The sequence below is a fragment of the Thermotoga sp. 2812B genome, from assembly GCF_000789335.1.
Classification (GTDB): Bacteria; Thermotogota; Thermotogae; order Thermotogales; family Thermotogaceae; genus Thermotoga; species Thermotoga maritima.
Genome location: NZ_CP003408.1, coordinates 1487587 through 1502397, shown reverse-complemented (window position 1 = coordinate 1502397; position 14811 = coordinate 1487587). Strand labels below are relative to the sequence as shown.

Genomic DNA, 14811 nt, shown 5'->3' with positions numbered 1-14811 from the left:
TTTGAGGGAAAAACTGGCTCTTTCAGATTGTGATGTGTGATATACTCAAAGTCAGAAAAATCGATGAAGGAGGGAACAGGTATGGTCGTGAGATCTTCTGAAATCACCCCTGAAAGGATTTCTAACATGCGCGGTGGGAAAGGTGAAGTGGAAATGGCACATCTTCTCTCCAAAGAAGCTATGCACAACAAAGCAAGACTCTTTGCCAGAATGAAACTCCCTCCCGGATCTTCCGTGGGGCTTCACAAACACGAGGGGGAATTCGAAATCTACTACATCCTCTTGGGAGAAGGCGTCTTCCACGACAACGGAAAGGACGTTCCCATAAAAGCAGGAGACGTGTGCTTCACGGATTCTGGAGAGTCTCATTCGATAGAGAATACAGGAAACACAGACCTTGAGTTTCTGGCGATAATCGTTTTGCTCTGATTAACTTTTTCGCCCCGCGATCACCACAAAAGCCCCTTCGCCGTATCCTTTTAAGACAGGCTCAACATCGGTGAGTTTTGAGGGATGGTTGAAGAGTGTCTGAACCACTTTGAAGTCCCCAAAACCCACCATTTTCATTAGGTGCACTATCTCTTCGGTCGAGAAGAATCTTGCACGTTTGTAGAAGAGGCTCTTTTCCTTCTTTTCTTCGTACTCTCTTCCCAGAAAACTTTCTCTGCCCACAATACCAACGATAATGTGTCCTCCTTTTCTGATCACTCTTTTTGCTTCCTGCAAAGCCCTCAGTGGATCATCCACAAAGCAAATCGTGGTGACCATCAGTGCAAAGTCGAAGCTTTCATCCTTCAGTGGCAGATTTTCCGCTGTTCCTTCTATCACCAGTATTCCCCTTCTTCTTGCTATCTTTCCCATGCGTTTTGAAGGTTCCACCCCGATCTTTATCTTCAAAGGAACAGCGAACCTTCCTGTACCAACTCCTATCTCCACTCCCCTTCCCTCTGGAAGAAGGGCCTTCACCGCTTTGAGTTCAGAAAGATAGGCGAATTTATGCTTTAAGAACCACTCCTCGTACTCGTTCACGAAGTGTTCAAAGACATCCCACATGCTTTTTCACCGTCCTTCCTGATAAAATAAAGTCCACGGGAGGTGACACCTTTGTTCGAAGAGTACACCTCTTTTGTTTTCAAAAACAGAAAGAAGATCTTCGCGGTGGTGCTGGTACTGAACATTTTAGCACTCTTTGGGCTTTTCAGGCTTCACTTCACAACTGAGTTTTCCATTCTGATGCCTCAGAAATCCCGTCAGAAAGAGATATACGAGAAGATGAACGGTGTCTTCAAAACAGGAGAACAGCTTGTGGTGATGGTGAAGACGAGCGTCGATCCCCTGAGCAGAGAAGGAATAGATGAGATCTTTGAAATAAAGGAAAAACTCTCCTCCGTTGAAGGTGTAAAGACAGTCATACCACCCATTCCGGAGAAGTTTCCCGCTGGCTTCAGGCTAGTGGAGACAAAAAACATGTCCGAAGAGCAGTACAGAGACTTTCTAAACTATGTTGAAAACATGAAAGACTTCCTCAACGTGAGGAAAATGGAAGATGGATACTACTCCCTCTTCATGATACTTCCCAGAAACAGTGTAAATCCCGATGAAATCGAAAGTGCTCTTTCAGGATATGAACATTACCTCTCTGGAACACAGTATCTGGAAGACCAGATATTTCGCTATCTTCTGTTCATGATATTCACGCTTCCTCCACTCGCCGTTGTTCTTCTTCTGAACGTCTTCAGAGTACAACTTGGAAGGTTCAGGTACGCTATTTTATCTTTGATACCGGCGGGATTCGCCGCCCTCTGGACGCTTGGCTACGTGATGGGATGGATGGGACAGAACCTTTCCATCATCACGGTTCTGGTTCCCATATTCACCATCGTCATGGGAAGTGCCGATGGGCTTCACTTCGTCTCGCACTTTCTGGAACGAAAGAAAGAGGGAGAGAATACGTTCAACGCCATCAAAGATACTCTCGAGAGTGTTGGAAGGGCGATGATCCTCACCACACTCACCACGATGGCAGGATTTCTCTCTTTTCTCACTTTGAACTCTCAGTCCATGAAACAGATGGGACTCCTCGCCGCCGCTGGAATCGGTCTTGCGGGAATTTCAACGTGGATCGTACTTCCCGTAATACTGTCAGGAATGGAAGATGTTGAGATCAAAAAGAAGGAAAGCAGCCTGGCCCGGCTTTTTCAAAGACTTTCAAAGCGAGCGTGGATCATCACACTGGTGGTTCTTTTCGCCTTCCTTCCAGGCACATTCCTTCTGAAGGCAGACCTCAACATTCTGAAACTCTACAAAGGCTACACAAGGGTCAGAAAGAACGTGGAGAAGATAGAAGAGATCTTCGGAAGGGCTCTGCCCGTTTATGCCGTTTTCGAGTCAGAGAATCTGCTCTCTCCAGACTTTGCCCGGAAGGTCCTTTCGATGGAAGAAAAACTGAAGAGCAAAGGATACGATGCCTTTTCCGTCTACGATATCCTTGTGAAGATGAACGAACATCTCTTCAAAGAAGAAGGTTACCCGAAAATCCTTGCAAGGGCGCTGATACTCAAAAGACTTCTTCCAGAGGAGTACACGAACAACTTTCTATCCGAAAGCACAGGAAGGGCTTTCATCTTTCTGGATAACCTCGACAGAAACACTCTCGAGGAAGTGGAACACATAGTGAAAGAAAGCGGCTTTCAGGTGACGGGGCTTCCCTACATCATAAAAGAGATGAACGACTCGATCGTTCATCAGCAGGTACTTTCGGTGGTGCTTGCTGTCAGCATGGTCTTTCTCCTTCTTGTTCTGTTTCAGAGAAGTTTTGTCATTCCAGCAAAGGCGATCGTTCCTGTTCTGATCTCGCTTGTGTCTCTTTTTGGTTTCATGGGGCTTTCTGGGATTCCTCTGAACCTGATCACGGCAAACATGGCCGGAATAGTGATCGGGGTTGGAATAGATTACGCCATACATGTGACGGAGCTGTTCAGATATTACAGGGATCTGGAAAAGACGGTAAAGATCGCATCCACACCAATTCTGGCAAACGCCTTTGGTCTTTCTGTGGGGCTTTCCGCTCTGATTCTGTCACCCTTCACGTTCCACACTTATCTTGTCGCAATCATGTGGGTCACGATGACCGTGAGCTCTTTCATGAGTCTTGTGGTTTTGCCAAAACTTCTGGAGGTGAAAAGATGAGGAAAAACGAGTACACCTGCACCTTGCTCGAGCCCGGTGTATGGCACATCGCCGACTACAGGGGAGACAGTATGTACCTGGTAGTGGGAGAAGAGAAAGCCCTCCTCATAGACACCGGTATGGGAGAAGGTGACCTGAAAGGTTTCATAAGATCCATCACGGAAAAACCCATCGAAGTTGTTCTCACCCACGCCCACTGGGATCACATCATGCAGGCAAACCAGTTCGAAAAGGTGTATCTCAACCACAGGGACCTTCAGATCATAGAACTGTTCAAAATACAGGTGGATTACAAAAACTTTCTGGACGTGAGAGAGGGAGACAGTTTCGATCTTGGTGGAAGAACGCTCGAGGTGATCGAAGTCCCGGGACACACACCAGGGTCGATCGCTCTTCTGGACAGAGAAAACAGGCTGCTTTTCAGCGGGGATTCGGTGGGGGCAGGACACACCTGGATGCATCTTCCGGGATGTCTTCCACTGAGAGAGTACCTTAAAAGCCTGAAAAAACTCAGAGAGATCGACGGTTTCGAGAAGATCTACCATGGGCATCTGAGTGGCACACAGTTGAAACCTTTTGGACCAGATTATCTGGAAGACCTCATAAAGGCTGTGGAAGGTGTTATCGATGGGTCACTGAAGGGCGAGCCGTATCCCTATGGAAACTTCAAGGGTCTCTATGCAACATGCGGCACGGCAGTTCTGGTGTACAATCCAGAGAAAGTCTGAACGATTTCTATTTTTCTCTTTTCGTGAGATACTCGATCAGTAAACCCACACCGATTCCTATGAAAAGAGACGCAATGAAATAGAACACGGAATGTTTGAAAAGAATAAAACCAACTCCAAGCCCTATCAGGGCCGTTCCACCCGTGATACTCATCTTTTTCATTCTGCCCATCTCCTCTTTTGATCCAGTATCTTCATTGTACTCTCAAAATCCTTCAAAGTCCACTCAACGTTTGATCTTTTTTTCGCTGCTTCTTTTGCCAGCCTGTCAACCTCATCGTTGCAAAAGTCTCCAGAGTGACTCTTCACCTTCTCAAAGACCACTTCAAGACCGCTCCTGCAAAACTGCTCGTAAAGGTACTTGTAAACACGCGTCACCGGCTCTTTTGTTCTGTACTCTTCCGTTGCCCACTTTTCAAGCCCTTCAAGATCGTGCCTGAGAATGAGTCTTTTTGCTCCTTTCTTCAAAGCACAGTCCATGGCAAAAAGTGCAGCCATGATCTCTCCGGCTATGTTCCTTGAGTCTTTGAACTCATCGATGTCCGTCCAGAAGTAGTACTCTTCCTTCTTTCCCCTGTAGCACAGAACCACTCCAGAACCACAGACCACATCATAACTCCCATCCACATAGGCGATCATCGTCTCTTCGTCAAGTTCCGGGCAGGTGCATTCATCTTTTCCCTCAAGATATGCCTTTGCATCCTCTATCTTCTCAAAACTTTTGTACTCTGCTCCCGGAAAGCCCTTTACCTGTTTTTCTGCCTCTTCCCAGGACTCATAGATTCCTGGTACCCTTCCTTTCCTCACAGCGTAGTATTTTTTTGCCAACTTCATCACCTCTCAAACCCATTTATACCATGTCCATTTAAAATCGATACAATTTGGAGAAATTAAGGTCCTGGATGTATAATAGACCCAGTCGTTGAAGGGGGGATTTTCCGTGGAAAAAAGAGTTCTGGGGAAAACAGGTGAAAAGCTCTCTGTGGTCGGATTCGGCGGAATCGTTGTGATGAACGAGTCCGTGGAATCTGCAAAAAAGATAGTTGCCAGAGCGATCGAGAGGGGCATAAACTACTTCGACGTTGCTCCTTCCTACGGAGACGCCGAGGAAAAACTTGGCTCAGCGCTGAAGCCTTACAGAGACCAGGTGTTTCTGGCCTGTAAAACGATGGAGAGAACAAAAGAAGGTGCCTGGAAAGAATTGAACGAATCTCTGAAGAGACTCCAGACGGATCACTTTGACCTTTATCAGTTCCATGCTGTGACCACGCTCGATGAGGTGGAGGCCATCTTTTCACCGAATGGAGCTATAGAGGCCTTTTTGAAGGCAAAAGAAGAAGGACTGATAAGGTACATCGGTTTTTCTGCTCACAGTGAGGAAGCTGCACTTTCGATGCTGGAAAGGTTCGATTTCGATACGGTGCTTTTTCCACTGAACTGGGCAAGCTGGCTGGGAAAAGGATTTGGCAAAAGACTTTACAGCAAAGCCCGGGAGAAAAACATGGGAATTCTGGCAATAAAGGCTCTGGCAAAAAGACGTCTGGAAGAAGGAGAAGAAAAACGCTGGGAAAAATGCTGGTATCATCCTGTGGATGATTTCGAAGAAGCATCCATGGCACTTCGCTTCACACTATCACTGCCCGTCACCGCAGCTGTGAGTCCAAGTCACCAGGAATTTCTCTGGTGGATGTGTCAAATCGTTGAAAATCAGGGAACGAAAATCAGCGAGGAAGAACTGCAGATACTGAAAGAAAAAGCGCAGGAACTGACACCCGTTTTCCCACTCGATCACTCTTGAGTCATCCAGTGTAATATCCTCACCAGTCTTCTTCTTGCTCTGCCGTCTTCTTCGCACCAGAAGGCAACGAACAGGGGCTGGACCTTGAGAGAGTGCCTACTTGCAAACTCTCTCACCACATCCGGCCCCTTTAGCCTGATCCCAAACCTCACTCCATCGTACCTTCCATAATTCCTCAGAAATCTGTCAAGGAGTTTTCTGTCGGACTCTTTCATCTCGATGTATTTCAAATTGCGCTATCTATTTCTGAGAGAGCCTCCTCATAAAGCTTTTCATGACGGTATTTCAGAAATCTTATGTAATGTTTCCAGGATGCGTCATGGCACGTTTTGAAGCAGTATGTAACAAGTGGCCGTGAGAAAAGAAATCCATGCTGAAATGGTGCTTTCAAAAGTCGATGACTTTTCAATCCTTTCCCTCCAAAACTATTATTTTTACGCTATTTTATCACACTGCTGTGTAACGTTAGGAGTGAAATTACACAAAACATGAAATCTCAATGAAAATCCTCTATCGCAGAACGCTTTGAAATGGGCTTTTCAAAACCAGGAAGATTTGAAAGGTCACAAAGGATCTGTTCTAATGAGGAAAGGGATGAAAATCATGAAAAGCTATCTTATACGCATTCGTGTTTCCTAGCCTTTTCAATGATTATCAAACGACCATGATGGATCTATCTGACACGAAGACCATTGCTGTGACATTCTTTGGTTGAGAGTCTTCCCTCTATCCTGAAAAATTGGATAAAATAATTTAGAAATGTTGAAAAGAAACAGGTGCCAAAAAACTCCTCTCCAGAACTTTTGAGATTATTTTCAAAGTTCCGTGAAAGGGTGAAGTTGGTATGAGAAAAGTCGTGGAAGTGTCCGGTGTCAGGAAATCCTTCGGAGAACTTCGAGTTCTCGATAAAGTTGATTTTTACGCAGAAGAGGGAGACTTCAAGGTAATCGTCGGCGAGAACGGTTCGGGAAAAAGCACACTGCTGAAAATCATGATAGGTCTCTTGCTTCCTGACGATGGGGAAGTGAAGGTTCTCGGCGTTGATGTGAAAAAGCACTGGAAGAAGCTATCTGCGAGAATAGGGGTAGTTCTTGCAAACGAGAGAAGTCTGTACTGGAAACTCACTGCCTGGGAAAACCTCGATATCTTTGGGGGTGTATATGGCGTACCGAAAAAGGTCAGAAGAGAACGAATGGAAGAGCTTCTCAAAAGATTCGGTCTGTTCGAATACAAAGACAAACCCGTCGAAGAGTTTTCAACGGGTATGAGGAAAAAGTTGATGATTTGTAAAGCGCTAATTCACGATCCAGAGGTACTGTTCATCGACGAGATACTCAACGGTCTGGATCCACCGTCGGTGCGTGAAATGGTCGGTTTTTTGGATGAACGGAACAGGAGGGGATTGACTATCGTAATGATAAGTCATGTACTTCACGTTCTTCCCGAGAATGCCAGCGTTGTTCTTCTTAGAAACGGTCGTGTACAGATGGAAGTGAGATACAAAGATATCCGCAGCGAAAGAAGCGAAGTATATGAGGTGTTCGAAAACCTCATCAGGGGGCGAAATATGGATGAGGAAGATACTCCATCTGGTTCTGAAGGAAATGAAGATAAGGCTTAAATACAGGTTCGTGTGGGTGAACATGGCTCTGACTCCGTTTTTCATCATAGGGCCTTATGTGTTTTCTTCCAGAATCGCTGATGTGAACTCGCTTGCAGAGAACGTGTTGATAGGAGCCCTGCTCTGGTACTGGCTGAACCAGTACTTCTTTGGGGTGGGAGACGGATTCACAGAAGAAAGAGAAGAAGGCGCCCTCATCTCCGTGGTACTTGCTCCAATCAGTCTTTTGGCTTTTTTGTTCTCAAAAGCCGTTGACACGTTTCTAATGAACCTGTACATAACATTCTTCACATTGCTTTTCTTCTACTTTTCCGGTATAAATCTTGAGATCCATCTTTACTTTCTTCTTTTGCTGGCGGTGAGCGGTGTTTACATAACATTCTTTTCGATATTTTTCGCAGCGTTGTCGTTGTGGAAGAAGAGAATCAGAAGCATAAATTCCACTGCCCAATTCTTTTTTGGCGTCCTCTCAGGGATGGTCAATCCTGTTGAGAATTTCCCTTCTTACGTTCGACTCATCTCGTACATGATACCGCTCACCTACCTCATCTCCATAGGAAGAAGCATAATAAAAAACGGAAACATGAGTGGCTTTGTTCCCCAACTCCTGATACTGACAGGTTTGAGTTTTGCCTATCTGATCCTCGGAGTATGGTTGCTTAAAAAGGCAGAAAACGAGATTCGAAAAAAAGGAGAATGGGAATCATGGTGAGAAGTCTGTATCTTGCAAAAGCCAGTTTCCTGAGTGCGAAAAGATACAGAATAGACTGGTATGGAGCTTTCCTCACACCCCTTCTGACGATAATGCCCGTTGTCCTGCTCTATTACTTTGGCACAGAATCAGGCCTTGTACGGTTTTTCTACGGTGCGACGAACACGAAGAACATCATCGGATACCTCCTGCTAGGGGCAGCTTACTGGAACTACGTTGAGGTACTCTGGGGATCTGTCTTTGCTTTGAGGTACTACATGAGAATAGGACAGCTGGAAGAACTGTTCATCATGCCCGTGAGTTCCATAGGGTACATCCTCTCGTGGTCGGTTTTTGGTCTTGTGAAAGTTACCGTGGAGTCTGTTCCGATAATCGTCCTGGCAGTGCTGCTGAATCTGATGACCTTCAACCTGGTTGAGTTTGCCCTTGCAGCGGGTGTTGTTATTCTTTCCATAATCGCTTCTTTCGGTCTTGTCTTTCTGTTTTTTGGCATCACGTTGAGATTCAAAGAAGGGGACGAACTGGTGAGTTTGCTTGGTAATGCCGCTCCTCTGATTGGTGGTATGTTTTTTCCTGTGAATGTTCTTCCAAAAGTGCTGGAATATCTTGCATATGCTTTTCCATTTACGTGGGGGTTGGACCTCACACGCTATTTTCTCATGAAAACAAACACATTGCTTGACTTGAAAAAAGAATTCATCATCTTGATTGTTTTATCTTTACTGTACTTAGCTTTTGGCACCATTTCTTTTAAGGTACTTCAAACCAAAGGAAGGAAAAATGGGTTGCAGGGTTTTTGATGATTCTTTCACGTCCCATTGCTATATTGTTCAACAGTGGATAAGTAGCAATCACCGTGGGAATTTATCAAATGAAAATAGGTCTCGTGCAAGCGGGTGGTTTGGTGGCAGTGTTGGTGGTCGCAATCTTTCTGGAAAAGAGTGCCAGAGGCTGCTACTTTGCAAAAATTTCTGCATTATCAGAATCCGCTGATATTGATTGAAGCGGGGGAATTAGATGGAAGCCGCCGTGGTTGTGGCTTATTCTTATTTTGTCTTGAAGTTGGAGTTTGCCATTTCGAATCCCGTGATGTTTGCCTGTTCGTTTCTGATACTGGTCCTTTCCTTCATTTCCACCTCTTTCGTTTTTGCAACGCTTTTGACACTCTCAAAGAACGCCTTTTCATGGATGTCAACGATCCAGTATCCGGTGTATTTCATCTCGGGAATGCTCTTTCCGATAGACATTCTTCCAAAATGGATTCGAGTGATTTCCAGTTTCCTTCCCATAAGCTGGTCAGTTACGCTGATGAGAGATTCCTTTGAAGTTGGCAGTGCTGGAAAGGATTTGATTTTCAACGCACTTTTACTCACGCTTTTTTACTTTCTTTTAGGACATGTTCTTTTCAAAAAGATAGAAAGAAAAAGCAGAGCGGAAGGGGAGCTGGTTTGAGAAGTGAGGCTGCTCAGACATTTTTGGATTTCGTACAAAGGGGTTTCCCTGTGGCTGAACTGGAAAGCCTATGCCGCTGAAAAGATCATCAATCCGATTTTTCGGCTGCTCTTTTACTCAACACTTCTTGCATATGGATATAAAACGCTGCACGATGCGAGAGCTTTCATAATAGCAAATATCATGGCTCTGTCTTCAATAAGCGTTTTTAAAGGGCTCGGCATAATATTTTTCTCCGAGCGAGATCAGGGATCGTTGATTTTCTTCGTTGTTTCGCCTTCATCGAAATTCAAAGTAATGCTAAAAAAGATGCCTTTTCACATAATCGATGCACTGACCACGGTGATTCTGGGACTGGCTGTTTCATTTTGCTTTTTAAAACTCGATCCCTCCATTACTGCGAGCCTTTTTGCCCATATGACGATAGGTGTACTGGCTCTGAGCAGTTTCGGAATGACGGTGGCAGCTCTTGGACTGCTGATGAGAGATATCAACATGCTCCTTGGTGTTGCAGAGATGATGGTTTTCATCTTAAGCGTGCAAGTTTTCCTGTAGAAAGACTGCCCGTGTTTTTCAGATGGCTTTCACAGCTTTTGCCGCTTTCGCGTTCGGTCGAAAGCATAATATACGCCCTGCAGGGGTTTAAAATAAAGGCCTGGATTTCAAGTGCCTGGGAAGCGGCAGTAGCATTTGCATATCTCGTTCTGGCTTATTTCGCACTGCGGTTGATTGAATTTGCAGCAAGAAAGTACGGAAACATCGATATGTATTAGCGAACATTGGTGATGGGAAGGCCTTTCTGAAAAATCTTCCAGAACACCAGGGAGGGAAAGTCATGAATCTCAGGAGTATCCAGAAAATTCTTCGCTTTTACTCTCTGATTCGAAAACGCTTTCTGGTGCTCATAGTGATAGGTGGCTTTCTTGCAACATCTTCGGTTGTGTTCGATTTCTTCATACCTCTTCTTGTGAGAGATGTCATCGATGGGCTGGCCGGACTGGAACTGAGGTTAAACACGATCTACCTTCTTGGATTTCTCTATGCACTGTCTTTCGTTCTTACGTACGCTGGAGACCAGATCTACCTGAAAGCAAAGTACAGAGCCGTAGCAGATCTGTCCAGTCGCATTTTCAGCCAGTCGTTTTTCTTTCCCTGGCAAAAGCTAAAACAACAGGGCTCTGCCTACTATGCCACTCTGATAAACCATCAACTCAACGACGCATTTTTCCTGCTGGATTACGGATTTTTTCAGAACGTTCTGGTGATAATACGTAGTGTATTCATACTGGCAACCGTCTTCGTATGGAACAAAGCCTTTTTTGGCCTGTTTGTGGCAAACGCTGTGATAGTCGGTATTTATCTGAACATCATCGGCAAAGTAACTGAACGGCCGTACGCACAGATGTATGAAATTCTACGTCGTGTAACAGGTTTCATCACCGAGACGTTTGAAAACATCCACGAAGTACTTGCCGGAGAAGCTCAAAAGAAACGTCAGAAAGAGTGCGAGACGATGTATCAGCAGGTGGCAGACACCGTTTTGAAGGCAGAACTTCCCCGCTCAAGATTCGACAAACTGATGGTGAACCTGCCGGAGTATTTCACACGGCTCTTCATTCTCACCTACGGAGCATACCTTGTGATAGACGGAAAGATGACCGTGGGAACGATATGGGCACTGTGGACATACTTTTCTTTTGTGACGGCACCTCTGTACATGTTCAGAGAACTGGCACGTGTCATAACACGAGTGTCGGCGAACCTCGATGCTGTACTTGACTACTTCGATGAGGTAAAACGTGCTGAAGAGACCTTCAAAAAACGTGAAATAAAACCCGTTCCCGGAAGTCCTGTTTATGAACTGATAGACGTTACTTTTGGCTTCGAGCCAGGAAAACCCATTTTAAAGCAGGTCAGTTTCACGATTCAACCCCGTGAAATTGCTGCCATAGTGGGACTTTCCGGAGAAGGAAAGTCCACTCTGCTGAACATACTGCTTGGCCTGGAACAGAACTACGAAGGTGTGGTGAAACTCTTTGGAAACGATCTGAAGCAGGTAATGCCCTCGGCTGTTTTCGAACATGTTGCTTTTTATTCTCAGAACGTCGGTATATTCAACGATACACTGGAAAACAACATAGTCCTTGGAAGAGAGTACGATGAGAAAAAACTCGAAAGAATCATAAAAGAACTTGGAATAGAACATCTGAAAGGAAGAAAACTTGGAGAAGGAGGAAGCTTCGTCTCAGGAGGAGAAAAACAGAGGATACAACTTGCCAGGCTCTTCTACGCAGACAAGCCCGTCGTTGTTCTGGATGAACCTCTCACGAATCTGGACACGATAACAGAAAAATTCTTACTGGAGAAATTGATTGAATTTTTGAAAGAAAAAACAGCCGTCATGATTTCGCACAAACCGAATATCATCAGGGTTGCGAGTAAGATTATCTTCCTTGAAAACGGAAAAGTTTCTTCTGTCGGAGGGTTCGAAGAGTTGATGCAAAACAACGCAACATTCCGAAAGATAATAGAAACGTATGTGAACGAATCGAAAAGAATCGCTGATAAAGATGCCTGAAATCAATCTACAACAACTTTCCAATCCAGGGAGGATGGCGGTTGTTCAATGGCTTATGTTTCCCTCTCACAGTCTTTTGACCATCTCCTCTATGCTGATTCCATGACACGCAGCTACATCGCTCAGGATTGCCTTATCAAACGATCTGCCGGAACACTTCCCGGAAGCTTAATACCATGATCGTCACATCCTTTACGAAATGAACATGAATATACTTTGGAACATCCTCATCGAAGTGACACTTGTCCGCATCTTTTACCATCTCAAGGAACTCTTCTCAGGTATCTCCCTGGGTGAATATCGAATACCCTTCAGCTTTTGCGATGTATCCTCCGTCCTCCGATTCCATGGCGATGAAGACCATCTCCTTTTGCGTCTCCATCTTCCCAACCTCCCTGAGGAGATCACAGATTTTCAAGTACTTTCTTGAATTCCTCCACTGATATACCCGCTTCACGGATGATTTTTCTTATAAGTGATTTGGGCAAGGCTCTTGCATGAAATGGGATGGTCGTATATCTGCCATTGCTGTGCCTGTAGAACACATGACTTCCTTTTTGGCGAACACGTTGAAATCCAAGTTTCAGTAAAACCTTTTCCATAGTTTTTGGATCAACTATTGGAAGATAACTCAAGTTTCCACCTCTATCATCTCAAGAGCCACGAATTCCTGGTGATTTATTTCATCTCCTGCTTCCTCCAATACGAGTTCAAGCACCTCTTTTAAATTCCTTCTCACTTCTTCTAAGGAACTACCTACAGTATGCACACCCGGAACGTCCGGAACCATTCCAACATATTGCTTTGTTTCAGGATCGTATTCAATGATAGCTGTGAAAATTTTGCGCACGTTTTTCACCCCTCATTTTTCCATCATGACAAATGATATGGCAATTTCGATTAAATTATAGCAGGAGAAAGAGATTCTAAGGCTGGAACTCCGGGTTCAATTCAGGACCATATGCTTCAAGACTCTTTCCAGTCTTCTTCTCACCCTGCCGTCCTCTTCGCACCAGAAGGCAACAAGCAGAGGTTGAACCTTGAGAGAGTACCTCCTTGCAAACTCCCTTACTACATCCGGGCCCTTTAGCCTGACACCAAACCTCACCCCATTGTACCTTCCGTAGTTCCTCAGAAATCTATCAAGGAGCTTTCTGTCTGACTCTTTCATCTCGATGTATCTCAGGGCGAATCTTTCCAGTCTCTTTCTTTTCATCCTTTCAAGGGCTTTCTTCACCGCTTCTTTTCTTCCTTCAATGAAAGGATGAGCCTTCACCATTGAAACAACAAATTCCATGGTCTGGTGATCTTTTGCCATGAAATCAGCGAACGACTCAATATCTTCAAGAAGTGTATATGCTTTTTTGAGTCTTTCTTTCCTTGAAAGGAATTTTCTATCAAGAAGAGCCATGTAGGTGGCAAGAAAAAGGATTTGTCTTTCCTCTAAAATTTTTGTCTTTATTTCTCTCAATGAAGCCGAGAAATTCTCTTCTATCTTCAGTTTCACCCATTCATTTAACAGGGGTGCAGGAAAAGACAAAATGTTGGATTTTTCAAGAGCCTTTGCTATTTTTCTTAACGTTTCTCCCCTGATCTTTTGTGTTTTTCCGTTTAATATGTCGCTCAGTCTGTTTCTTGCGATACCCGTCATTTCTGAGAGGTATTTGATGGATGTGGTGTTTCTCTTCAGAAATCTCTGGAGAGATTTTGTGTTTTTGTAGAGGGAATTGTTCAATCTCAAACACAGTCTCCGTGCCTTTTTCAAGAGATCATTTGCGTTGTCTTTTAACCCTTCAGAAGCGATCACAATCAGCCTGGCAGTTTCAACGATTGCGGGGTCAGAAGTTGTCCTTTGAATCTCAAACAGTGTGTCCAGTGCATAAAACCGCGGAACATCAAAAAAGTATCCATTCCAGTAGAGTGCCTCTTCTGCCATATCTTTGGCTTTTTCTGGATCCTTCTCCTTTTTATACCATGCCATATCGTTAAGACAGGTGATTATTCCAGGAGGATGAGGAATCTTTTGCAGTATTTTCAATGCTTTTTCGTAGGACTCTATCGCTTCTTTGACGTTTCCTGTTCTTGCCATATATCTTGCTTTCCCTATCAGTATAAAAGCATAAGAGGTTTTCTCCAAATAATGAGCCTCTGGCTTTATTCTTCCTAAACATTCAAAAGCATTGTGTAGATACATGGAGCAATAGTTCAGAAGGTTCCCAATAAATATACTCCTGAGTTTTGGTGAAACGTTTCTCGTTCTACCGCGTAAGTGAGAGTAAAGTTTTATTCCTTCCTCGTGTTTTCCCATATAACCGAGCACGGTGAGTTTTTCTGAGAGAAGAAAGTAGCAAAAAGTGATCGAGCTGCAAGCTTTTATCGCACGCTCTATCTCTGAAAGAGCTATCTCATAGAGCTTCTCATGACGGTACTTCAGAAACCTTATGTAATGTTTCCAGGCTGTGTCATGGCATGTTTTGAAGCAGTATGTAACAAGTGGCCGTGAGAAGAGAAATCCATGCCGAAATAGTGCCTTCAAAAGTTGATGACTTTTCAATTCTTTCCCTCCAAAATTCTCATTTTACGCTATTTTATCACACTGCTGTGTAACGTTAGGAGTGAAATTACACAAAATATGAAATCTCAATGAAAATCCTCTATCGCAGAACGCTTTGAAAAGGGCTTTTCAAAACCAGGAAGATTTGGAAGGTCACAAAAGATCTGTTCTAATGAGGA

At 44.3% G+C, this 14811-nt stretch carries 16 protein-coding genes and 2 pseudogenes; 10 read left to right on the top strand and 8 right to left on the bottom strand.

The annotated features are described in order from the left end of the window. Positions 1-81: 81 nt before the first annotated feature. Entirely contained in the window at positions 82-429 is a 348-nt protein-coding gene (locus tag T2812B_RS07800) for a cupin domain-containing protein (protein WP_008195329.1), read from the top strand. Here the strand turns inward: T2812B_RS07800 and T2812B_RS07795 are convergent, their stop codons facing one another. Further along, entirely contained in the window at positions 430-1053 is a 624-nt protein-coding gene (locus T2812B_RS07795; protein ID WP_008195328.1) for a class I SAM-dependent methyltransferase, read from the bottom strand. It lies immediately after the preceding gene. A gap of 51 nt (positions 1054-1104) precedes the next feature. On the opposite strand from T2812B_RS07795, the gene T2812B_RS07790 reads away from it, so the two are divergent. Both T2812B_RS07790 and T2812B_RS07785 read left to right on the top strand, forming a co-directional pair. Next, complete coding sequence (locus tag T2812B_RS07790; protein ID WP_008195327.1) at positions 1105-3189, top strand: RND family transporter; 2085 nt, start codon at positions 1105-1107, stop codon at positions 3187-3189. Continuing rightward, positions 3186-3917: an MBL fold metallo-hydrolase gene (locus T2812B_RS07785; protein ID WP_008195326.1), complete on the top strand. Its 732-nt coding sequence runs from the start codon at positions 3186-3188 to the stop codon at positions 3915-3917. Before T2812B_RS07790 ends, T2812B_RS07785 begins: the two co-directional genes overlap by 4 nt. A 7-nt stretch (positions 3918-3924) precedes the next feature. Here the strand turns inward: T2812B_RS07785 and T2812B_RS07780 are convergent, their stop codons facing one another. Together T2812B_RS07780 and T2812B_RS07775 are read right to left on the bottom strand one after the other, a co-directional pair. Further along, positions 3925-4080, bottom strand: a complete 156-nt coding sequence (locus T2812B_RS07780; RefSeq protein WP_008195324.1) for a hypothetical protein — start codon at positions 4078-4080, stop codon at positions 3925-3927. Beyond that, positions 4077-4745: a viroplasmin family protein gene (locus T2812B_RS07775; RefSeq protein WP_008195318.1), complete on the bottom strand. Its 669-nt coding sequence runs from the start codon at positions 4743-4745 to the stop codon at positions 4077-4079. Before T2812B_RS07775 ends, T2812B_RS07780 begins: the two co-directional genes overlap by 4 nt. A gap of 112 nt (positions 4746-4857) precedes the next feature. On the opposite strand from T2812B_RS07775, the gene T2812B_RS07770 reads away from it, so the two are divergent. Beyond that, positions 4858-5715, top strand: coding sequence for an aldo/keto reductase (locus T2812B_RS07770; RefSeq protein ID WP_008195317.1), 858 nt, complete (start codon positions 4858-4860; stop codon positions 5713-5715). On the opposite strand, the pseudogene T2812B_RS07765 reads toward T2812B_RS07770, so the two are convergent. Further along, a pseudogene (locus T2812B_RS07765) lies at positions 5706-5945 on the bottom strand (hypothetical protein); the annotation flags it as partial. The gene T2812B_RS07770 and the pseudogene T2812B_RS07765 sit on opposite strands and share 10 nt — an antisense overlap. Before the next feature lie 614 nt (positions 5946-6559). On the opposite strand from T2812B_RS07765, the gene T2812B_RS07755 reads away from it, so the two are divergent. The 6 genes from T2812B_RS07755 to T2812B_RS07720 all read left to right on the top strand — a co-directional run bounded on the left by T2812B_RS07755 (position 6560) and on the right by T2812B_RS07720 (position 12078). Next, on the top strand, positions 6560-7336 hold the full coding sequence (locus T2812B_RS07755; protein WP_008195315.1) for an ABC transporter ATP-binding protein: 777 nt from the start codon (positions 6560-6562) through the stop codon (positions 7334-7336). Beyond that, a complete protein-coding gene (locus T2812B_RS07750; protein WP_008195309.1) occupies positions 7287-8048 on the top strand; it encodes an ABC transporter permease in 762 nt (253 codons plus the stop codon). Before T2812B_RS07755 ends, T2812B_RS07750 begins: the two co-directional genes overlap by 50 nt. Continuing rightward, positions 8042-8848, top strand: coding sequence for an ABC transporter permease (locus tag T2812B_RS07745; protein WP_004079915.1), 807 nt, complete (start codon positions 8042-8044; stop codon positions 8846-8848). The genes T2812B_RS07750 and T2812B_RS07745 overlap by 7 nt, the downstream gene beginning before the upstream one ends. A gap of 217 nt (positions 8849-9065) precedes the next feature. Further along, positions 9066-9500: an ABC transporter permease gene (locus tag T2812B_RS07735; RefSeq protein WP_004079914.1), complete on the top strand. Its 435-nt coding sequence runs from the start codon at positions 9066-9068 to the stop codon at positions 9498-9500. A gap of 3 nt (positions 9501-9503) precedes the next feature. Continuing rightward, entirely contained in the window at positions 9504-10055 is a 552-nt protein-coding gene (locus T2812B_RS09600) for a heme exporter protein CcmB (RefSeq protein ID WP_231556574.1), read from the top strand. Between the two features lie 280 nt (positions 10056-10335). Then, positions 10336-12078 (top strand): ABC transporter ATP-binding protein, encoded by a 1743-nt coding sequence (locus tag T2812B_RS07720; protein ID WP_008195299.1) that lies wholly within the window; start codon positions 10336-10338, stop codon positions 12076-12078. A 136-nt stretch (positions 12079-12214) separates the two neighbouring features. Here the strand turns inward: T2812B_RS07720 and T2812B_RS07715 are convergent. The 4 genes and pseudogenes from T2812B_RS07715 to T2812B_RS07700 form a co-directional block, all read right to left on the bottom strand. Further along, positions 12215-12460 (bottom strand): annotated as a pseudogene (locus tag T2812B_RS07715) (hypothetical protein). A gap of 22 nt (positions 12461-12482) precedes the next feature. Further along, positions 12483-12713, bottom strand: coding sequence for a type II toxin-antitoxin system HicA family toxin (locus tag T2812B_RS07710; protein WP_008195297.1), 231 nt, complete (start codon positions 12711-12713; stop codon positions 12483-12485). Continuing rightward, positions 12710-12928: a type II toxin-antitoxin system HicB family antitoxin gene (locus tag T2812B_RS07705; RefSeq protein WP_004083352.1), complete on the bottom strand. Its 219-nt coding sequence runs from the start codon at positions 12926-12928 to the stop codon at positions 12710-12712. The genes T2812B_RS07710 and T2812B_RS07705 overlap by 4 nt, the downstream gene beginning before the upstream one ends. Before the next feature lie 96 nt (positions 12929-13024). Then, entirely contained in the window at positions 13025-14632 is a 1608-nt protein-coding gene (locus T2812B_RS07700; protein ID WP_008195290.1) for a tetratricopeptide repeat protein, read from the bottom strand. Between the last annotated feature and the right edge of the window lie 179 nt (positions 14633-14811).